The sequence below is a fragment of the Streptomyces sp. SAS_270 genome, from assembly GCF_052543295.1.
This window is the reverse complement of the sequence record NZ_JBMNDS010000003.1, coordinates 159,598-179,558: the sequence shown is the minus strand read 5'-3', so window position 1 is coordinate 179,558 and position 19,961 is coordinate 159,598. Positions and strand designations below refer to the sequence as shown.

20 protein-coding genes are annotated in these 19,961 nt (G+C 70.2%); 8 read left to right on the top strand and 12 right to left on the bottom strand.

The genetic code is table 11. The features are described 5' to 3' along the window. Window positions 1–38: 38 nt before the first annotated feature. From ACN6LB_RS03555 to ACN6LB_RS03540, 4 genes are all read left to right on the top strand, one after another. On the top strand, window positions 39–992 hold the full coding sequence (locus ACN6LB_RS03555; protein ID WP_356136395.1) for a cytochrome c oxidase assembly protein: 954 nt from the start codon (window positions 39–41) through the stop codon (window positions 990–992). A 208-nt stretch (window positions 993–1,200) separates the two neighbouring features. Further along, window positions 1,201–2,655: a DUF6777 domain-containing protein gene (locus ACN6LB_RS03550; RefSeq protein ID WP_445024499.1), complete on the top strand. Its 1,455-nt coding sequence runs from the start codon at window positions 1,201–1,203 to the stop codon at window positions 2,653–2,655. Window positions 2,656–2,692: 37 nt separating this feature from the next. Beyond that, window positions 2,693–4,636: a serine/threonine-protein kinase gene (locus ACN6LB_RS03545; RefSeq protein ID WP_445024498.1), complete on the top strand. Its 1,944-nt coding sequence runs from the start codon at window positions 2,693–2,695 to the stop codon at window positions 4,634–4,636. A gap of 93 nt (window positions 4,637–4,729) precedes the next feature. Next, the gene (locus tag ACN6LB_RS03540; protein ID WP_356136389.1) at window positions 4,730–4,900 is read left to right on the top strand and encodes a hypothetical protein; all 171 of its coding nucleotides are present in this window, start codon (window positions 4,730–4,732) and stop codon (window positions 4,898–4,900) included. Window positions 4,901–4,911: 11 nt separating this feature from the next. Here ACN6LB_RS03540 and ACN6LB_RS03535 read toward each other — a convergent pair whose 3' ends face one another. From ACN6LB_RS03535 to ACN6LB_RS03520, 4 genes are read right to left on the bottom strand one after another with little or no spacing between them, the layout of a single operon-like run. Then, window positions 4,912–6,123, bottom strand: coding sequence for a sensor histidine kinase (locus tag ACN6LB_RS03535; RefSeq protein WP_356136387.1), 1,212 nt, complete (start codon window positions 6,121–6,123; stop codon window positions 4,912–4,914). Further along, window positions 6,120–7,868: a sodium/solute symporter gene (locus ACN6LB_RS03530; protein ID WP_445024497.1), complete on the bottom strand. Its 1,749-nt coding sequence runs from the start codon at window positions 7,866–7,868 to the stop codon at window positions 6,120–6,122. The genes ACN6LB_RS03535 and ACN6LB_RS03530 overlap by 4 nt, the downstream gene beginning before the upstream one ends. A gap of 5 nt (window positions 7,869–7,873) precedes the next feature. Then, the gene (locus ACN6LB_RS03525) at window positions 7,874–8,239 is read right to left on the bottom strand and encodes a hypothetical protein (protein ID WP_356136383.1); all 366 of its coding nucleotides are present in this window, start codon (window positions 8,237–8,239) and stop codon (window positions 7,874–7,876) included. 13 nt (window positions 8,240–8,252) lie between these two features. Next, on the bottom strand, window positions 8,253–9,008 hold the full coding sequence (locus ACN6LB_RS03520) for a LytR/AlgR family response regulator transcription factor (protein ID WP_356136381.1): 756 nt from the start codon (window positions 9,006–9,008) through the stop codon (window positions 8,253–8,255). A 238-nt stretch (window positions 9,009–9,246) separates the two neighbouring features. On the opposite strand from ACN6LB_RS03520, the gene ACN6LB_RS03515 reads away from it, so the two are divergent. The 4 genes from ACN6LB_RS03515 to ACN6LB_RS03500 all read left to right on the top strand — a co-directional run bounded on the left by ACN6LB_RS03515 (window position 9,247) and on the right by ACN6LB_RS03500 (window position 12,744). Then, window positions 9,247–9,750, top strand: coding sequence for an Lrp/AsnC family transcriptional regulator (locus ACN6LB_RS03515; protein WP_445024496.1), 504 nt, complete (start codon window positions 9,247–9,249; stop codon window positions 9,748–9,750). A 123-nt stretch (window positions 9,751–9,873) separates the two neighbouring features. Continuing rightward, window positions 9,874–10,695, top strand: coding sequence for a dimethylargininase (ddaH, locus tag ACN6LB_RS03510; RefSeq protein WP_356136377.1), 822 nt, complete (start codon window positions 9,874–9,876; stop codon window positions 10,693–10,695). After that, window positions 10,692–11,918 carry an ornithine--oxo-acid transaminase gene (gene rocD, locus ACN6LB_RS03505; protein ID WP_445024495.1) on the top strand — a complete coding sequence of 409 codons (1,227 nt, stop codon included), beginning with the start codon at window positions 10,692–10,694 and terminating at the stop codon, window positions 11,916–11,918. The genes ddaH and rocD overlap by 4 nt, the downstream gene beginning before the upstream one ends. 100 nt (window positions 11,919–12,018) lie before the next feature. After that, window positions 12,019–12,744, top strand: coding sequence for a lysophospholipid acyltransferase family protein (locus ACN6LB_RS03500; RefSeq protein WP_445024494.1), 726 nt, complete (start codon window positions 12,019–12,021; stop codon window positions 12,742–12,744). A 62-nt stretch (window positions 12,745–12,806) separates the two neighbouring features. Here ACN6LB_RS03500 and ACN6LB_RS03495 read toward each other — a convergent pair whose 3' ends face one another. The 8 genes from ACN6LB_RS03495 to ACN6LB_RS03460 all read right to left on the bottom strand — a co-directional run bounded on the left by ACN6LB_RS03495 (window position 12,807) and on the right by ACN6LB_RS03460 (window position 19,903). Continuing rightward, a complete protein-coding gene (locus ACN6LB_RS03495) occupies window positions 12,807–14,402 on the bottom strand; it encodes an alpha/beta hydrolase (protein WP_445024493.1) in 1,596 nt (531 codons plus the stop codon). Window positions 14,403–14,539: 137 nt separating this feature from the next. Next, window positions 14,540–15,295, bottom strand: a complete 756-nt coding sequence (locus ACN6LB_RS03490; RefSeq protein ID WP_445024492.1) for an urease accessory protein UreD — start codon at window positions 15,293–15,295, stop codon at window positions 14,540–14,542. Continuing rightward, window positions 15,292–15,975, bottom strand: a complete 684-nt coding sequence (ureG, locus tag ACN6LB_RS03485) for an urease accessory protein UreG (RefSeq protein ID WP_445024491.1) — start codon at window positions 15,973–15,975, stop codon at window positions 15,292–15,294. Before ureG ends, ACN6LB_RS03490 begins: the two co-directional genes overlap by 4 nt. A gap of 130 nt (window positions 15,976–16,105) precedes the next feature. Beyond that, complete coding sequence (locus tag ACN6LB_RS03480; RefSeq protein ID WP_445024490.1) at window positions 16,106–16,780, bottom strand: urease accessory protein UreF; 675 nt, start codon at window positions 16,778–16,780, stop codon at window positions 16,106–16,108. Continuing rightward, entirely contained in the window at window positions 16,780–18,501 is a 1,722-nt protein-coding gene (locus ACN6LB_RS03475) for an urease subunit alpha (RefSeq protein WP_356136363.1), read from the bottom strand. Before ACN6LB_RS03475 ends, ACN6LB_RS03480 begins: the two co-directional genes overlap by 1 nt. Beyond that, window positions 18,494–18,805, bottom strand: a complete 312-nt coding sequence (locus ACN6LB_RS03470; protein ID WP_356136361.1) for an urease subunit beta — start codon at window positions 18,803–18,805, stop codon at window positions 18,494–18,496. The genes ACN6LB_RS03475 and ACN6LB_RS03470 overlap by 8 nt, the downstream gene beginning before the upstream one ends. 16 nt (window positions 18,806–18,821) lie before the next feature. Then, a complete protein-coding gene (locus ACN6LB_RS03465; RefSeq protein WP_356136359.1) occupies window positions 18,822–19,124 on the bottom strand; it encodes an urease subunit gamma in 303 nt (100 codons plus the stop codon). A 149-nt stretch (window positions 19,125–19,273) separates the two neighbouring features. Continuing rightward, on the bottom strand, window positions 19,274–19,903 hold the full coding sequence (locus tag ACN6LB_RS03460) for a TetR/AcrR family transcriptional regulator (protein WP_445024489.1): 630 nt from the start codon (window positions 19,901–19,903) through the stop codon (window positions 19,274–19,276). Between the last annotated feature and the right edge of the window lie 58 nt (window positions 19,904–19,961).

Sequence of the window (19,961 nt, the reverse complement as noted above, 5' to 3'; positions counted from 1 at the left end):
CAGACAGCGCACAACCAGTACGAATCAGGAGCCGGCGGATGGATCACGGCGAGCACGGCATGACCATGGATCTGCCGCCGTTCACGCTGGGGCGGGGGCTCGAGTGGTCCGCGGACCCGTTCTTCCTCGTCGCCTGCCTGGTGGGCCTCGGCCTGTACGGCTACGGAGTGGTCCGGCTCGCACGACGCGGCGACAAGTGGTCCGTGGGCCGGACGGCGTCCTTCGTCGTCGGCGTACTGACCGTGATGCTCGTCATGTGCACCAGACTCAACGACTACGGCATGGTCATGTTCAGCGTGCACATGGTGCAGCACATGGTGATCAGCATGCTGTCGCCGATCCTGATCCTGCTCGGGGCACCGATCACGCTGGCGCTGCGCGCCCTGCCGGTCTCCGCGACACGAGGCAAGAAGGGCCCCCGGGAACTACTGCTGCTGTTCCTGCACAGCCGCTACATGCGGATCATCACGCATCCCGCGTTCACGATCCCGCTGTTCATCGCGAGCCTCTACGCGCTCTACTTCTCGCCGATCTTCGACTTCCTGATGGGCTCGAAGGCCGGGCACATCGCGATGATGTGCCACTTCCTCGCCGTCGGCCTGGTCTTCTTCTGGCCGATCATGGGCGTCGACCCCGGTCCGAACCGGCCCGGCTACCTGATGCGGATGCTGGAGCTGTTCGCCGGCATGCCCTTCCACGCGTTCTTCGGCATCGCGTTGATGATGGCGTCCCAGCCGATGGTCGAGACGTACAAGAACCCGCCCGCCTCGCTCGCCATCGACGCGCTCTCCGACCAGACCGCGGCGGGCGGCATCGCCTGGGCCTTCAGTGAGATCCCGTCCGTCCTCGTGCTCCTCGCACTGTTGTTCCAGTGGTACGGCTCCGAGCAGCGGCAGGCCCGCCGCAAGGACCGGGCGGCGGATCGCGACGGGGATCAGGAGCTGGCGGAGTACAACGCCTATCTGGCCTCACTGAACGCACGCGGGAACTGAGGAAACTCCCCTCCCTTTCACCTCCTGCAATACATACTTCCCCTCTTCCCCAAAAGCGCTCATCGGCTTCATCGACAATACGGTAACCGCCCTTGACGGTAAGGCGTTTCCGCTCAGTAGCATGAAGCACAAAGCCCCGCCTCGGATCCGACTCCTTTGATCCGACTCGATCTACGGGGATCACGGGGGAACCGCAGGGGGAGCGGTCATGACATTGCGCTCAGGAATGCAAAGGGCTGGGATATCCATAGCCCGCAGGACCGCTCTGCTGGCGATTTTCGCGCTGGTGATCGCCGGTATCAACGGCTGCACATCCGATCAGATGTTCGCCGTACGAGCTGTCGCGGCCAACGTTCCGTCGCTCTCGCCCTTCTTCGACGAGAGCAAGGGTCTCGGCAAGGACGTGACCGATCTGCAGGCCGACCAGACACCCGGCGGCGTGCAGGCGAGCAACAGGCCGGGCCTGTACGGCGGCTCGGAGGAGCAGCCGACCGACGGATCGTCCGACGACGGCAACGGGCAGGGCAACGGAGAGGACGACGGCTCGACGGGTGTGTTCGGCGGGTCCACGAAGCCCGGCACGTGCCTCGTGACGAAGCTCAGGAAATTCCTCACCGACCCCGGAAACTCAGCGAAAGCACGGGAATGGGCGAAGGTCCTGGATATACGTCAGGACCAGATCGGTAAATACATCGACAAGCTCACACCCGTGGTTCTGCGCCACGACACACTCGTGAAGAATCACGACTTCAAGGACGGAAAATCCGTCTCCTACGACTCCTTGCTCCAGGCGGGAATCGCGATTCTGGTCGACCAGCAGGGACTTCCCGCCGTGAAGTGCTCCTGCGGTAATCCTCTGCGTCCGTTCACACACAGCGCCGACAAGATCTCCGTGGACTTCGAGCACGGCAACAAGAAGTGGGCGAGCTACAAGCCGCACGACGCGATGGTCGTCCAGGCACCGCCGGGGGACGCCAAGGTCGACCGGCTTCAGCTCATCGACGTCCAGAACCCCGACACGGTGATCGCCCGCGACGCGGGCATGGACACCGAGGACGAGACCTTCCAGAAGGACGCCCCGCGGACCGTGCCGGCCGTGACGCAGCAGCGGTACGCCGACGCCGCCAACGCTCTGGCCGCGGAGGGGCTGACCCCGGCGTACCAAGGTGAGCAGCCCGCCGACGACGCGATCGTCACGGGCAGCAACCCGCCCGAGGGCACTGACCGGACCTGGGGGGAGTCGGTGACGCTGCTCGTGGCGTCCCAGTCCCCAACACCGACGGAGTCGACGACCGGCCCCACGACTGCCGGGCCCACAAGCCCGACGACCAGCCCGACAACGGTTGACCCCACAAACCCGACAACCAGCCCGACAACGGTTGACCCCACAAACCCGACAACCAGCCCGACAACGGATGACCCCACAAACCCGACAACCAGCCCGACGACAGGCGGGTCGTCGTCCACGGGCGGCTCCGACGACGGCGGCACCGGCGGGCTGCCGACAGACAACATCTCAGCGAGCGCGAGCGAAACGACCTCCCCCGATCCGACCCTCAGCGAATCGCCGACGTCGAGCGAGGTCGTTTCAGCCGAACCCGGCATCAGCGACACCGCGCCGGGCGAGCCCACCTCGGGTGAGTCCTCCGTGAGCACGGCCTGACCGTACCGATTCCACGCAGAACCCGGGAGCACACCGGATGGCACCAGGATCACCGCAGTCGGGAGTGGGCCGGATCATCGCCGGCCGGTACCTGCTGCTCGACCGGATCGGCTCCGGCGGGATGGGCCATGTCTGGCTCGCCCACGACCAGCGTCTCGACTGCGACGTGGCGCTGAAGGAGATCAGGTTCCGCAACCCCGCGGAGGGGCCGGAGGAGCACGAGGGCCGGATCGCCCGTGCCCGGGCCGAGGCCCGGCACGCGGCGGTGCTGCGCAGTCACCCGCACGTGGTGACCGTCCACGACGTCCTGGAGGACGAGGGACTGCCGTGGATCGTGATGGAGTACGTGGCGGGCGCGGAGGATCTGCGCGCCGCGCTCCCCCGCCGCGGGCCGCTGGCTCCGTACGAGTGCGCCCGGATCGGTCTGGCGGTCCTGGACGCCCTGACCGCAGGCCATGAGCACGGCATCATGCACCGGGACGTCAAGCCCGCGAACATCCTGCTGGCGCCGGACCGTACGGGCACCCCGGGGGCCCGGATCCTGCTCACCGACTACGGCATCTCCGTCCAGCCGGACTCCCTGGAGACGCGGTGGACACGCACGTCCGCCCTGGTGGGAACGCCCGGCTATCTCGCCCCGGAGCGGGCGACGGGCGGCCCGCCGACCGCCGCGGCCGATCTGTTCTCGCTGGGCTGCACCCTCTACTACCTCGTGGAGGGTGTCGGCCCCTTCGACCGTGAGACGGACCTCGCCGCCATCACCGCGGTGGTGCTGGAGGACCCGCGGCCGGCGCAGCGGGCCGGCGCCCTGGGGCCGCTGGTCGAGGCGCTCCTGGTCAAGGACCCCGCCCATCGGCTCTCCGCCGAGGACGCGGCGGCGGCCCTGGCCCGGATCATCACGCCGGAGCTCCGCCCGCCGACCCCCTTCGACACGGGCTCGCAGCCGCCCTGGGCCGGGCTCGCCACCTCCGACGGCTCCCGGGGTCAGGGCGGAGCGACCCCGGCCCCGTACACCCCGACCGCCCTCGACTCCAGCGGTCGCGTGTTCTACGACCCGTCGGCCCAGGACATCGGCGCAGCGGCGCCGTACACCCCGACGGCCCTCGGTTCGGACACGCCCGCCGCATGGACCCCGACTCCCCCGGGCTTCGGTCCGCCCCTGGGATACGGGACACCACCGCCCGGCACCCCGTGGCCGGGACCCTCGGGCCGACGCCGCCGCAAGCGCCCACGTCTCCTGCTCACCCTCTCCTCGGCACTCCTCGCGCTGGGCCTGGCCGGCGGAGGTTACTGGTACGCGATGGGGCACCAGGTCGTGCTGCCGTACGGGCACGCGGTCGGCCTCGCCGAACCGCTCAAGGTGCGCGACTGCGTCTCCTCACCCGACGACACGCCCGAGCACGTGACCAGCAGCTCGCACCTGGAGGTGGATACCGGCTGCAAGCAGAACATCGGGCAGGTAATGGCGCTGTACAAGGCTCCCTCGGTCGAACTGGCCCGGTCCCAGGGTCCGGCCCGTTGCGAGGGGCTGACGCGTGGCACCGCGGGCAAGCTCGGTGGAAACGTGCGCAGTCTCGCCGTCGTCCCGACCGGGCCGGGCTTCAAGGCCACCGGCGGCGAGGTCGCATGTCTGCTGGTCGGGAAGGCGAACCACGTGTTCGGGCCGCTGGACGGCTTCCGTGCGTACGGGATGGTCTTCAACAGCGCGGCCCAGATCCAGAAGGGCGACTGCGTCAACCCGGTGGACGGGGATGCGCGCACGCACCGGGGCTACAAGCTGGTCTCCTGCGACAAGCCCCACCAGGATCAGGTGGTCGACTTCACCTACCTCGACGGCCCCGTCTCCGGCGACGGCAACGCCCAGGATGCGGCGGACGCCCAGTGCGCGAAGGACGTCCCGTCCGGGCCCCATGGTCTGTTGAGCAAGAACGTGTGGGCCGACGGGTACTACCTGGTCGTCTGTGCCGCCCCCGGTGGATGATCCGCCCACCCCTGGCGAACGCGGCCCCGCCGGGCGAAAATGGCCCCAAGGCCATGGCCCGCGTCGCGGACCCGCCTGGAGGAGGGTTTCGCGATGCCCGGTTCCACGCCCGGATCGACGAAGACGATGGGGGTGCTCACCGTCAGCGCCCTGGTAGCGGTGACCGCCTACACGGTGGCGCTCGGCAGCAACGGCTGGCTGTGGTTCGGCTGGGTCGTGCTCGGTCTGATCACACTCGGGATGGTGGCGTCACGCAGCACATGATGCAGTGACGTTCACTCACGCTCCCTCGGCAGGCGCGCCGCCGAGTGCACGCCCGGCTGGTACTTCGGCAGCCGCGCCGTGATCTTCATGCCCGCGCCGAGCGCGGTCTCGATGACGAGGCCGTAGTCGTCGCCGTACACCTGGCGCAGCCGGTCGTCGACGTTCGACAGTCCGATGCCGTCCGAGACGCCGACCTCCCCGGCCAGGATGCGGCGCAGCCGGTCGGGGTCCATGCCGGTGCCGTTGTCCTCGATGACGACCAGGGCCTCGGCTCCGGTGTCCTGCGCGGTGATGCTGATGTGGCTCTTGTCCGTCTTGCCTTCGAGGCCGTGCTTCACGGCGTTCTCCACCAGCGGCTGGAGGCAGAGGAAGGGCAGGGCCACCGGCAGCACCTCGGGGGCGATCTGCAGGGTGACCGAGAGGCGGTCGCCGAAGCGGGCGCGGACGAGGGCCAAGTAGTGGTCGATGGCGTGGAGTTCGTCGGCGAGGGTGGTGAAGTCGCCGTGCCGGCGGAACGAGTAGCGGGTGAAGTCGGCGAATTCGAGGAGCAGTTCGCGGGCGCGCTCGGGGTCGGTGCGGACGAACGAGGCGATCACGGCGAGCGAGTTGAAGATGAAGTGCGGGGATATCTGGGCGCGCAGGGCCCTGATCTCGGCCTCGATCAGGCGGGTGCGGGACTGGTCGAGGTCGGCCAGTTCCAGTTGGACGCTCACCCAGCGGGCCACCTCGCCCGCGGCCCGGACCAGGACCGCCGACTCGCGGGGCGCGCAGGCGACGAGCGCTCCGTGCACCCGGTCGTCGACGGTGAGGGGGGCGACGACGGCCCAGCGCAGCGGGCAGTCGGGGGCGTCGCAGCTGAGCCGGAAGGCCTCGCCGCGGCCGGTCTCCAGCGGGCCGGCGAGCCGCTCCATGATCTCGGTGCGGTGGTGCTCGCCCACCCCGTCCCAGACGAGGACGGTCTCCTGGTCGGTGAGGCAGAGCGCGTCCGTGCCGAGCAGGGTGCGCAGCCGCCGGGCTGACCTGCCGGCCGTTTCGCCGGTGAGGCCCGCGCGCAGCGGGGGCGCGGCGAGGGAGGCGGTGTGCAGGGTCTGGAAGGTGGCGTGTTCGACGGGGGTGCCGAGGCCGCCGAGGCTTTCGGGGCGCGCGGTACGCCGGCCCAGCCAGAATCCGGCCGCGAGCAATGGGAGTACGGCCACGCAGAGGCCCGCCAGGAATCCGCTCATGCCTGGGCCTCCCGCTCCTTCGCGTGCACGGCGGCGCGCCTCTGGCCGTCCGTCAGTTCCTCCGGCAGGTGGAACCGGGCGAGGATCGCCGCGGTGCCGGCCGGTACCCGGCCCGCCGTGGCGAGCGACACCAGCGTCATCGTGACGAACCCGAGCGGCACCGACCACAGCGCGGGCCAGGCGAGCAGCGCGTGCAGGGCACCCGAGCCGGGGTAGCCCGCCATGGTCGCGCCGACCGCGACCAGCGCGGAGCCGCCGCCGATCAGCATCCCGGCGGCCGCGCCCGGCGGAGTCAGTCGCCTCCACCAGATGCCGAGGACGAGCAGCGGGCAGAAGGACGAGGCGGAGACGGCGAAGGCGAGCCCCACGGCGTCGGCGACCGGCAGCCCGCCCACCAGCACGCTCGCCATGAGCGGGACGGCCATGGCGAGCACCGTGCCCAGCCTGAAGTGCCGTACGCCGCGGGAGGGCAGCACGTCCTGGGTGAGGACGCCTGCCACCGCCATGGTCAGTCCGGACGCGGTCGACAGGAACGCGGCGAAGGCCCCGCCCGCCACCAGCGCGCCGAGCAGGTCCGCGCCGACTCCCCCGATCAGACGGTCGGGCAGGAGCAGGACGGCGGCGTCCGCGTTGCCGGTGAGGGCGAGTTCGGGGGCGTAGAGCCTGCCGAGGGCGCCGTAGACGGGCGGGAGGAGGTAGAAGGCGCCGATCAGGCCGAGTACGGCGACCGTGGTGCGGCGGGCGGCGACGCCGTGCGGGCTGGTGTAGAAGCGGACGACCACATGGGGCAGGCCCATGGTGCCGAGGAAGGTGGCGAGGATCAGGCCGTAGGTGGCGTACAGCGGGCGTTCCTGCCGTCCCGCGGCGAGCGAGGTCGACATGCCGCCGTTGGTGCCGCGGTCGGCGGCGGGGACGGGGGTGCCCCGGGCGAAGGTCAGTTGGGTGCCGTGGGTGATGTGGTGGACGCCGGCGGGCAGGCGGACGCGTTCGCCGTCGTGGCGGCGGTGGTCGATGGTGCCGGTCACCGTGATGTCGAGGGGGCGACTCAGCTTGAGGTCGAGGCTGTCGTCGACCTTGACGACGCGTTGTTCGCGGAAGGTCGTCGGTTCGTCGAAGGCGGGGCGGGGTGCTCCGTGGGCCTGCCAGGCGAGGACGAGGAAGAGTGCGGGGACCAGCAGGGCTGTCAGTTTGAGCCAGTACTGGAAGGCCTGGACGAAGGTGATGCTGCGCATGCCGCCGGCGGCGACGGTCGCGACCACGACGACCGCGACGAGGACCCCGCCGAACCAGTCGGGCGCGTCGGTCAGCACCGCCAACGTAAGCCCCGCGCCCTGGAGTTGAGGCAGCAGGTACAGCCAGCCGACCCCGACGACGAAGGCACCGGCGAGGCGGCGCACCGCCTGCGAGCCGAGCCGTGCCTCGGCGAAGTCGGGCAGCGTGTACGCGCCGGAGCGGCGCAGCGGGGCGGCGACGAACAGCAGCAGGACGAGATAGCCGGCCGTGTAGCCGACGGGGTACCAGAGCATGTCGGGGCCCTGGACGAGCACGAGGCCGGCGATGCCGAGGAAGGATGCGGCGGAGAGGTACTCCCCGCTGATCGCGGCCGCGTTGAGGCGGGGGCCGACGGTGCGCGAGGCGACGTAGAAGTCGGAGGTGGTCCGGGAGATGCGCAGGCCGAACGCGCCGACCAGGACGGTCGCCACGACCACGAGGGCGACCGCGGGGACGGCGTAGTTCTCGTTCACCCGGCTCAGCGGTCCTGGTCCTCGACGAGTCGGACGAAGTCCCGTTCGTTGCGTTCGGCGCGGCGCACGAACCAGCGGGCGAGCAGTACCAGCGGCGCGTACAGGCCGAAGCCGAGCACGGCCCACTCCAGGCTCGCACTGTCGGGCATCGCGGCGAACACCAGGGGCAGCGGTCCCACGAGCAGCACCAGCACCGCGAACACCACAAGCGCCACCCGGAGTTGACTGTGCATCAGGGAGCGGACGTAGGTGTGGCCGAGGGTGGTCTGTTCGTCGATCTCGGTGCGGGGGCGGTAGTAGCCGGACGTCCGGCGGGTGCGGCGGGGCACTCCGGTGACGACGACGCGGCGTTCGACGGGATCGTGCGGCATGTCGGCCCTCTCCTCAGTTCGCGGTCCGGCGCATCAGCAGGTCCCGCAGTTCGCGGGCGTGCCGGCGGCTGACCTGGAGTTCGACCGTGTCGACGAGGACGCTCACCGTGCCCGCGTCCAGGCGGAGTTCGTCCACGTGGCGCAGGGCGACGAGGTGGCGCCGGTGGATGCGGACGAAGCCGCGCGAGCGCCAGCGCTCTTCGAGGGTGGACAGCGGGATACGGACGAGGTGACTGCCCTGGGCGGTGTGCAGCCGGGCGTAGTCGCCGTGCGCCTCGGCGTGGGTGATGTCCTCGACGGCCACGAAACGGGTGACGCCGCCGAGTTCGACGGATATGTGGTCGGGGTCGGGTTCGTGCACGGGTATCGGTGGGGCGGCGTCCATCAGCTGGGCGACCCGGCGGACGGCTTCGGCGAGGCGTTCGCGGCGGACGGGCTTGAGGACGTAGTCGACGGCCTTGAGATCGAAGGCCTGGACGGCGAAGCCCTCGTGGGCGGTGACGAACACGACGAGGGGCGGTTTGGCGAACCCGGTGAGCAGCCGGGCGAGGTCGAGTCCGTCGAGCCCCGGCATGTGGATGTCGAGGAAGACCACGTCGATCGCCTCGGGCCCGTCGGGGCCGGACTCCAGTGCCCGGTTGATGCGGCGCAGCGCCTCGGTCGCGTCGCTCGCGCCCTCGGCGATGCCGACCCGGGGATCGGCGTTCAGCAGGTACAGGAGTTCCTCCAGGGAGGGTTGTTCGTCGTCGACGGCGAGCGCGCGCAGCATGAACGTGGAGTGTAACGACCTGGGGTGCAATAGGGAGCGGCGTCGCGGCGTCCGGCACGGCCGCTCGCGGCGTTGCCGAAACGCCCTAGTAGCTCCGCTACGAGGACCTTCCGGCGCCTTGCGATCGACCGCACCGGACGCCGCTCCTTGACCCACTCCCTATTGCACCCCAGGTCGAGGAATTCGGGCGCCTGGACATGTGCGGGGCGTGGACGTCGTCGCTGGATACAGTGCCGCCATGAGCAGCAAGCCCGCGATGTTCGACGAGCTCGACCGCAAGATCATCACGGCCCTGATGGCCAATGCCAGGACGAGCTTCTCCGAGATCGGCGCGGCGATCGGCCTGTCGGCGACCGCGGTCAAGCGCCGGGTGGACCGGCTGCGCGAGACCGGCGTGATCACCGGGTTCACGGCCACCGTGAAGCCCGCGGCGCTCGGCTGGCGCACCGAGGCGTACGTGGAGGTGTACTGCGAGGGCGCGGCCCCGCCCCGGCGGCTCGCGGAGGTGGTCCGCAACCATCCGGAGATCACCGCGGCGATGACCGTGACCGGCGGTGCGGACGCGCTGCTCCATGTGCGCGCCACGGATGTGGGGCATTTCGAGGAGGTGCTCGAACGGATCCGTACCGAGCCGTTCATCCGGAAGACGATCAGCTACATGGTGCTGTCCCATCTGCTGCCGGAGGCTCCGGAGGCGGGCGCGACCCGGCCGGCCCCGGACGACGCAGGAAACGTGCGCTGACACGACAGGCCACGCAGCAATACTGCGTATGCGCGCAGCTTTCTTCACTTGTCGCCGGTATCTCCCGTTTCCTACCTTGGAGGCACCCCCCGTCGACACCGCAGGAAGCGGAGGAACCTCTCTGTGCCCGACAGCCGTGTGCCGCGCCCCCGGCGCTTCCTTGTCTGCGAACCCAGACACTTCGCCGTGCAGTACGCGATCAATCCCTGGATGCATCCCGACACGACGGTCGACGTCGATCTGGCCCACGACCAGTGGCAGGCCCTGATCGGCGCCTATCGCGCCCATGGCCACACCGTCGACGCCGTGGAGCCGGTCCCCGACCTCCCGGACATGGTGTTCGCGGCGAACTCCGCACTTGTCCTGGCGGGCCGCGTCTTCGGCTCCTTCTTCCACGCGCCCCAACGGCGGCCCGAATCCGCCGTGTACGAGACCTGGTTCAAGTCGGCCGGTTACGACGTGTACCGCCCCGAGTCGGTGTGCGAGGGCGAGGGCGACCTGATCCCCGCCGGCCGCTACCTCCTGGCGGGCACCGGATTTCGTACGACGCCCGAGGCGCACCGCGAGGTGCAGGAGTTCTTCGGCGTCCCGGTGATCACCCTCCGGCTGGTGGACCCGCGCTTCTACCACCTGGACACCGCCCTGTTCGTCCTCGACGACGGGCCCGGAGCGAACATCGCGTACTACCCGGAGGCGTTCTCCCCCGGCAGCCGCGAAGTCCTCGCCCGGCTCTTTCCCGCCGCGGTGCTCGCCACCCGCGAGGACGCACTGACGTTCGGCCTCAACTCCGTCTCCGACGGCCGCCACGTCTTCATCTCCCCGCGGGCCGAGGCGCTCGCCGATCAGCTCGACCACCACGGTTACGTCCCCGTCCCCGTCGACCTGTCGGAGTTCCACAAGGCCGGCGGAGGCATCAAGTGCTGCACTCAGGAGATCCGTTCATGACCGCTCCCGCCCGTACGCGTACGTCCGCCGACCTGATCAGCGCCGAGGAGCCGGTCCTCGCGCACAACTACCACCCGCTGCCGGTGGTCGTCGCAAGCGCCGAGGGCAGCTGGGTGGAGGACGTCGAGGGCCGCCGCTACCTCGACATGCTGGCGGGCTACTCGGCCCTCAACTTCGGTCACCGCAACCCCGCGTTGATCGAGGCCGCGCACCGCCAGCTCGACCGGCTGACGCTGACGTCGCGCGCCTTCCACAACGACCGCCTCGCCCAGTTCGCCGAGTCCCTGGCCGCGTTGACGGGCCAGGAGATGGTGCTGCCGATGAACACCGGCGCCGAGGCGGTGGAGTCCGCGGTCAAGGTGGCCCGCAAGTGGGCGTACGAGGTCAAGGGCGTCGCACCCGACCGGGCGACCATCGTGGTGGCCGCCGACAACTTCCACGGCCGCACGACCACCATCGTCAGCTTCTCCACCGACGAGACCGCCCGGGCCGGCTTCGGCCCGTTCACCCCGGGCTTCCGGATCGTCCCGTACAACGACCTCGCCGCGCTGGAGGCGGCCGTCGACGAGACGACGGCGGCGGTGCTGATCGAGCCCATCCAGGGCGAGGCGGGCGTCGTCATCCCGGACGACGGCTACCTGACCGGCGTCCGCGAACTGACCCGGCGCGCCGGCTGTCTGTTCATCGCGGACGAGATCCAGTCGGGCCTGGGCCGTACGGGCAACACCCTCGCCGTCGAGCACGAGGGGGTCGTCCCCGACATGGTGCTCCTCGGCAAGGCGCTCGGCGGCGGCATCGTCCCGGTCTCCGCGGTGGTCGCGCGCCGCGAGGTGCTCGGAGTGCTGCGGCCCGGCGAGCACGGGTCGACGTTCGGCGGCAACCCGCTGGCCGCGGCGGTCGGCTCGGCCGTCGTGGAGCTGCTGGAGACCGGTGAATTCCAGCGCAGGGCCGCCGAGTTGGGCGTGGTTCTGCGGGGCGGACTGAAGTCGCTCGTCGGCAGGGGCGTCGTCGGATTCCGTTCGCGCGGCCTGTGGGCGGGCGTCGACATCGACCCCGCCATCGGCACCGGGCGCGAGATCAGCGAAGGCCTCATGCGGGAGGGAATTCTGGTCAAGGACACCCACGGTTCGACGATCCGGCTGGCCCCTCCGCTGACGATCACGGGCGAGGAACTCCAGTCAGCTCTTGGGGCACTGGAGAAGGTTCTGACGCAAGGGGTCTGATACCGGCCAAGAGACCACAGAGCGTCACACCGGAATGGTTACGCCCGGCGACGGCCGCGCCTACACTGATCGCTCCCTGGGGGAGTGAAGGAGCGTCGGCGTGTTTTATTACGTGCTCAAATACGTGCTTCTGGGTCCACTGTTGAGGCTGGTCTTCCGGCCTCGGATCGAGGGCCTTGAGCACATACCGTCGTCGGGCCCGGCGATCGTGGCCGGCAACCATCTGTCGTTCTCCGACCATTTCCTGATGCCCGCCGTTCTCAAGCGGCGCATCACCTTCCTGGCGAAGGCGGAGTACTTCACCGGCCCCGGCATCAGAGGCCGGCTGACCGCCATGTTCTTCCGCAGCGCCGGGCAGATCCCGGTGGACCGCTCCGGCAAGGAGGCGGGTCAGGCCGCGATCCGTGAGGGTCTCGGCGTGCTGCGCAAGGACGAACTGCTCGGCATCTACCCGGAGGGGACGCGGTCGCACGACGGGCGCCTCTACAAGGGCAAGGTCGGCGTCGCGGTCATGGCGCTCAGGGCTCAGGTGCCGGTGATCCCCTGCGCGATGATCGGCACGTTCGAGGCGCAGCCGCCGGGCCAGGTCATCCCGAACTTCCGGCGCGTGGTCATCCGCTTCGGCAAGCCGATGGACTTCTCCCGCTACGCCGGGATGGAGCACGAGAAGGCCATCCTGCGGGCCGTCACCGACGAGATCATGTACGCCATCCTGACGCTCTCCGAGCAGGAGTACGTCGACCGGTACGCGGCCGTCGTGAAGGCCGAGGAAGCCGAGGAGAAAGCGGCGTCCGGCCGCAAGTTCCCGCGGATACCGCTGAGTTGATCCCAGGACGCGAGTGAGGGGCGGCCGTGGTTCCGGCCGCCCCTCCTTTCATGCGCCTACGGCTACGGAGTCGGCGTCGCGTGCGGGGTGCACGTCACGTCGGCGGCGTCCGTCTTGCCGGTGAGCAGGTAGCCGTCCACCCGCGAGTTGATGCACGGGTTGACCAGGCCGGTCACGCCGTGCGAGCCCGCATCCTTCTCGGTGATCAGGCGGGAGCCCTTGAAACGCTTGTGCAGTTCGACGGCGCCCGGGTACGGGGTGGCCGCGTCACGCGTGGACTGCACGATCAGCACGGGCGGCAGGCCCTTGCCGGTCTTCACGTCGACCGGGGTCTGCTGCTTGGCCGACCAGGTGGCGCACGGCAGGTTCATCCATGCGTTGGCCCAGGTCATGAACGGGTAGTCCTTGTGGAGCCGCGTGTTGTCGCGGTCCCAACGCTTCCAGCTCGTGGGCCACTTGGCGTCGGCGCACTCGACGGCCGTGTAGACGGCGTTGCCGTTCTCCGAGGCGATGTTGCCCGCGGTGTCCGACAGGTCGGGAGAAGCCGCGTCGATCAGCGCCTGGGTGTCACCGGCGACGTACTTGCTGAACACCTGCGCGGTCGGTACCCACGAGGAGTCGTAGTACGGGGCGCTCTGGAAGAAGGAGATCAGCTCGGCCGGGCCGACGATCCCGCCGAGCGGGCTCTTCTTCGCGGTGGCGCGCAGCTTGAGCCACTGGTCCTGGACCTTGGCGCGGGTGTCGCCGAGGTGGAAGGCCGCGTCGTTCTTGGCGACCCAGTCCTCCCAGTCCTTCCAGCGGCCCTCGAAGGCGATGTCCTGTTCCAGGTTGGCCTGGTACCAGATGTTCTCGCGCGACGGGTCGACCACACTGTCGACGACCATGCGCCGCACGTGCTTGGGGAAGAGCGTGCCGTAGACGGCGCCCAGGTAGGTGCCGTAGGAGACGCCGAGGTAGTTGAGCTTCTTCTCGCCGAGGGCGGCCCGGATGACGTCCAGGTCGCGCGCGGTGTTCGGCGTGGTCATCTGCGGCAGCATGGCGCCACTGCGCTCGGCGCAGCCGTCCGCGTACTCGGCGGCCAGCTTGCGCTGGGCGAGCTTGTCGGCCTCGCTGTCCGGGACCGGGTCGGCCTTCGGGGCCTTCACGAACTCCTGCGGGTCGATGCAGGAGATGGGCGCCGAGTGGCCGACACCGCGCGGGTCGAAGCCCACGAAGTCGTACACCTTGGCGGTGTTCACCCAGACCGGCGCCTTGGTCGTGACGCGGCGCGGGAAGCGCATGCCGGAGGCGCCGGGGCCGCCCGGGTTGTAGACAAGGGCGCCCTGGCGCTCCTTCTTGGTGCCCGTGTTCCCGATGCGGTCGACAGCCAGCTTGATCTGCTTGCCGTAGGGGTGGGCGTAGTCGAGCGGGACGCTGACCCAGCCGCACTGGATGGGCTTCTCGAAGCCCCAGTCCGCGGGGCAGTCCGCCCAGTCGATCCCGGCCTTGGCCGCCCGTTCGGCGGCGATGGCCGCTCCCCGGGCCTCGCGGTTGTGGCTGTTGCGCGAGTCGGCGGTGGCCGACGGCGCTGCGAGGGCTCCGGCTATCAGTGTGGCCGTGACGAGCGCTCCGGCCGAGCCGAGCGCTGTCACTCGCCTCGTCGGTCTCAAACCCCTCAAGTGGGACCTCCCCGTACATCGTTGCGATTGGTACGGGGATCCTTGCGGCTGTGCGTTCTCTGAGAACAGACGCTATCGGGCTTCTTTACCAATCCGATAACCGGAGAGGAGTGTCCCGATGAGCGGAACCGTCCGTTTCAACCGAGTATCGCGACCGCCTCGTCGAGCACCCGGCGCAGCAGCCGTGCGTCGGGGGCGAGCGCGCTCACCAGTACGGCGGGCCCGGCCAGCGGCGTGAGCGCGGCGTACTCCCCCAGCATCCGCGCGCTCGGGGCCTCCTGCGCGAACTCCGGGCGTACGACGACGAGTTGCCCGAGAGCGCGATGTCCCGCGAGGACGGCGCGACCGTCCCAGCCGCCGGGGGCGCCGGGCCCGCACGACAGCTCCTGGTCCAGCAGCGGCCGCCCGTCGAGGCGCACGGTGAGACGGCTCGTGAGCCGCCCGGGTTCCTCCCCCGCCCGCCCGAGGACCTGCTCCTCCCGGAAGACCAGCCGGGCGCCCGGCGCCAGCTCGATGTGCGAGGACACGCACAGTTCACTGCCGCCCGCGGAGATCAACTGCTCGGGCAGCCAGTGCAGTTCGGCTCCGGCCGCGACCTTCAGGCGTACGTCGTAGTGCGCCTCGCCCTTGGCCTGCCCGGGCAGGGCGATCGTGGCCGCCGCCGAACCGAGGTGCAGCCGGGCACCGGGTCCCGCCTCCGCCTCGACGGCGAAGCGGTCGCCGCCGAGCGGGCCGCTCATGGCCCCCACCAGCATGACGCGCGCCTCGCGGCCGCTCGCCCGCACCCGCCGCAGGGCGAGGGGCCCGTTCCCCTCCAGGACCGGCAGCGCGGTGCCGCCCCGTCCGTCGTCGCGTGCCTCGATCCGCGCGGTGGCGTGTACCCCTGCCGTCATGCGATCCACGCGGCGAGCCGTTCCCGCACCCAGCCCGCGACCTCTGCGACGCCCGCCTCGACGCGCAACGACTGGAAGACGACGGGCAGTTCGGCCCGCTGGGTCTTCGCGTCGGCCGCCATCCGCGCGAGGTCGGACCCGACGTACGGCGCGAGGTCCGTCTTGTTGACCACGAGCAGATCGGCGGTGGTGACGCCGGGTCCGCCCTTGCGCGGGATGTCGTCCCCGCCGGCCACGTCGATCACGAAGATCTGCGCGTCTACCAGCCCCCTGGAGAAGGTCGCGGTGAGGTTGTCGCCCCCGGACTCGACGAGGATCAGGTCCAGCGGCCCGACCTCGTCCTCCAGGTCCTCGACCGCCTCGAGGTTGGCGGAGATGTCGTCCCGGATCGCCGTGTGCGGACAGGCCCCGGTCTCCACGGCGGTGATCCGCTCGGGCGGCAGCACGGCCTCCCGCAGCAGGAACTCCGCGTCCTCGCGCGTGTAGATATCATTGGTGACGACGGCCAGGGAGAGCTCGTCGCGCAGGGCCCGGCACAGCGCGGCGACGGTCGCGGTCTTACCGGACCCGACGGGCCCCCCGAGCCCGATACGCAGCGCGCGCCGGGTCCCGTCGGGCCGATGAGCGTCGGCGCTGAGGGCGGAGGGCCCGTCGTGGGAGTGAGAGTGGTCAAGATGCATGAGGGCGGCTCCAGTAGCTGTAGCCCGTCCGGCGTTTGAGGACGAGGCCGTCCAGGCCGATAGGGGGCAAGGGGGCGAAGCCCCCAGAAAGACGGGACGGGAAGGGGCGGAGGGGGCGAAAACAGACTTCCTACGACGCGAACAACCGCACAGACCAAGCGGCATGCGCCTCCGCACCGATCTCCAGCAACGGAGCGGAAGCCGCGGGCAGCGCATCGACCCCGTCGTCGAGCACCCGCCGCGCCGCATCGGCCGCCTGCCCGGCGACAAGATCCAGCTCGGGAGCAAGCCGCGCAAGCACCCCCGTCGCATCGAAGGGATCAAGACTCAGCAACCGCACCGCAGCGCTCGCGGGCCCACTGAGACTCTCGTACGCGGAGCAGTACGCGGCGTCCTCGGGCCCGAGCCCGGCGGCCCGCGCGGTCACCCCGAGCACCACGGGCTGATGCGCCCCCTTGGGGAACTCTCCCGCCAGCGCGTCGAGTTCGGCGGACGGCCAGGTCGCCCGGGCGGCCCGCATCAACTGCCGCCCGAGCCTGCGCGCGGCGACACGCAGCGCGGCCGACGGCGTACGGGCGTCCGCCGCCGTGTCCAGCTCAACAGGATCGGCCCCGAGCGCGGCCGCCGCGGCGAGGGCGGCCGAGACCAGCCCCGCCGTGTGCAGCCGGCCCCGGCAGAAGTCCTCCAGGCTCGCGGCCCCGGTGATCCGCCCGGCCTTGACGGCGACCTCGGCCCCGCCGGAGTGCGCGTGCCCTCCGGCGGGAAAGCGGCCGTCCGCCAGGACGAGAAGTGCTGCGCGGGACATCAGAAGAGGAAGTAACGCTGGGCCATGGGCAGTTCGGCGGCGGGCGTGGCCTCGACCAGCTCCCCGTCGATGTGCACGGCGAAGCTGTCGGGATCGACCTGCACCCGCGGCCGGGCGTCGTTCTCGCGCATGTCGGCCTTGGTCACACCGCGCGTCGAGTCGATCGGCACGAACCGCTTCCCCAACCTGAGCCGCTCCGGCAGTCCGTCCTCGATGGCGAGCGGGGCCACGAAGTTGAACGAGTTGGACGCCGGTGCCCGCCCGATCGCCCCGTACATCGGCCGGGGCAGGACCGGCTGCGGTGTGGGGATGGACGCGTTGGCGTCGCCCATCTGCGCGTACGCGATCTGTCCGCCCTTGATGACCAGGTGCGGCTTGACGCCGAAGAACGCGGGCGCCCACAGCACGAGGTCGGCGAGCTTGCCGGTCTCGACGGAGCCGACCTCGCGGGCGAGACCCTGCGCGACCGCCGGGTTGATCGTGTATTTGGCGACATAGCGACGTACACGATGGTTGTCGGCGCGACCGTCCCCCGGGAGCGCTCCCCTGCGCCGCTTCATGACATGGGCCGTCTGCCAGGTCCGCATGATGACCTCGCCGACCCGCCCCATGGCCTGGGCGTCGGACGAGATGATCGAGATCGCGCCCAGGTCGTGGAGGATGTCCTCGGCCCCTATCGTCGAGGGCCGGATCCGCGACTCCGCGAAGGCGAGGTCCTCCGGGACGGCGGGGTTGAGGTGGTGGCAGACCATCAGCATGTCGAGGTGTTCCTCGGCGGTGTTGACGGTGTAGGGCCGGGTCGGGTTGGTGGAGCTGGGCAGCACGTGCGGTTCGGAGACCACGGTCATGATGTCGGGCGCGTGCCCGCCGCCCGCACCCTCGGTGTGGTACGCGTGGATGCCGCGTCCGCCGATCGCGGCGAGCGTGTCGCCCACGAACCCGGCCTCGTTCAGCGTGTCGGTGTGGATGGCGACCTGGATGCCGGTGCGGTCGGCGACGGTGAGCGCGGCGTCGATGACGGCGGGCGTGGAGCCCCAGTCCTCGTGCAGCTTGAGACCGAGCGCGCCGCCACGGATCTGCGAGAGCATCGCGTCGTGCGAGACGGTGTTGCCCTTGCCGAGCAGCCCGAAGTTGAGCGGGTACTCCTCCATCGCCTCCAGCATCCGGGCCAGGTGCCAGGGACCCGGGGTGACGGTGGTCGCCTTGGAGCCCTCGGCCGGCCCGGTGCCGCCGCCGACCAGTGTCGTGATGCCGGACGCGAGAGCCTCGTCGGCGATCTGCGGACAGATGAGGTGCACATGGGCGTCGATGGCCCCTGCGGTCAGGATCCGCCCGTTGCCCGCGATGATCTCGGTCTCGGGTCCGATGACCAGGTCGGGGTGCACGCCGTCCATGGTGTCCGGGTTGCCCGCCTTGCCGATGCCGGTGATCCGGCCGTCGCGGATGCCAACGTCGGCCTTGACGATCCCCCAGTGATCGATGATCACCGCGCCCGTGATGACCGTGTCGGGGGTGCCGTCTGCGCGCGTAGCGCGCGCCTGGCCCATGGATTCACGGATGACCTTGCCGCCGCCGAACACGGCCTCGTCACCGGCGAGTCCGGGCCCGCCGCAGCGATCCTCCTCGATCTCGACGAGCAGGTCGGTGTCGGCGAGCCTGATGCGGTCGCCGGTGGTGGGGCCGAACAGATCGGCGTACGCGGCACGCGAGATCTCAGGCATCGAGGGCACCTCCGGTCTCACCGCGCAGTCCGGGCACCACACGGGCGCCGGCGAGCGGAACGAGTTCTACGTCGACGGGAATCCCGGGCTCGAAGCGCACGGCGGTGCCGGCGGCGACGTTGAGCCGCAGGCCGCGCGCGGCAGCGCGGTCGAACTCCAGACCGGGGTTCGCCTCGGCGAAGTGGTAGTGGGAGCCGACCTGGACGGGCCGGTCGGCGGCGTTGAGGACGGTCAGCCGGGTGACCGCACGGCCCTCGTTGAAGGCGACGGGTCCGTCGGCGAAGAGGATCTCTCCTGGAATCATGCTGCTCGCTCCCCCGTCAGACGATCGGGTCGTGGACGGTGACGAGCTTGGTGCCGTCCGGGAAGGTCGCCTCCACCTGGACGTCGTGGATCATCTCGGGAATGCCCTCCATGACGTCGTCCCTGGTCAGGAGCTTGCGTCCGGAGGACATCAGCTCCGCGACCGTACGGCCGTCACGTGCTCCTTCGAGGATGTGCGACGTGATGAGCGCGATCGCCTCGGGGTGGTTCAGCCTGAGCCCGCGGGCCCGGCGCTTCTCGGCCACGTCGGCTGCCACATGGATCAGCAGCCTCTCCTGCTCGTGCGGGGTCAGTTGCACGGCGTCCCACCTCACAGTCCTCGCTCCGGACCGTGCGGGGTCCGGTTGCCGCTGCCACAGGGCAAAGTGCCTGGTGGCGTGGAGGAGGCAGGCTAGTTGGGCCGAGTTTCAAGCAAGTTAACCAAGCCGTGATCCATGCGGTGATCCATTCAGGCCGCCGGGTCCGGAGTCCGCATGCTCATCAACGCCCGTAGACCGTTCTGGAGGACATCGGCGGGTACGGCGCCGAAGACGGCGAGCTGCGCCGCGAACCCCTGGGCGAGCGCGATCATCGTGCGGGCCATGGCATCGGCGTCGGCGTCCTCGGGCATCAGCCCCGCGGCCTTGTAGCTCTCGACCACCTTCGCCCACGCCGCGCACACCTTGTCGAAGCCGGTACGCATCACCACGGCCAGCTCGTCGTTGCGCAGGGTCTCGGCCCATACCTGGATCATCAGCCGGGGGAACACCCACTCGCCGCTGTCGAGCACCCCGGACTTCACTTCCTTCAGCCGCGCCAGCGTCCTCGGGATCAGCACGTCCGGCAGCGGCGGCGGAGTCTCCTGAGCCGCACGCTCGTAGGTGTCGCCCACCGTCTCCAGCACCTCGGAGACGATCGCGCCGATCAGCTCCTCCTTGCCGCTGAAGTAGCGGTAGACGGCGCCCGCGGAGAGATCGACCTCCTTCAGCACGTCCTGCATCGACGTGGCGTGGAACCCGTTGCGGGCGAAGCAGAGCGAGGCGCCGTCGAGGATCTGACGGCGGCGGGCATCGAGGTGTTCCTGGGATACGCGGGCCATGGTGGACAACGTAAAACGAACATTCCTTCTTGACAAGACAGCGGAGCCGGAGCATGGT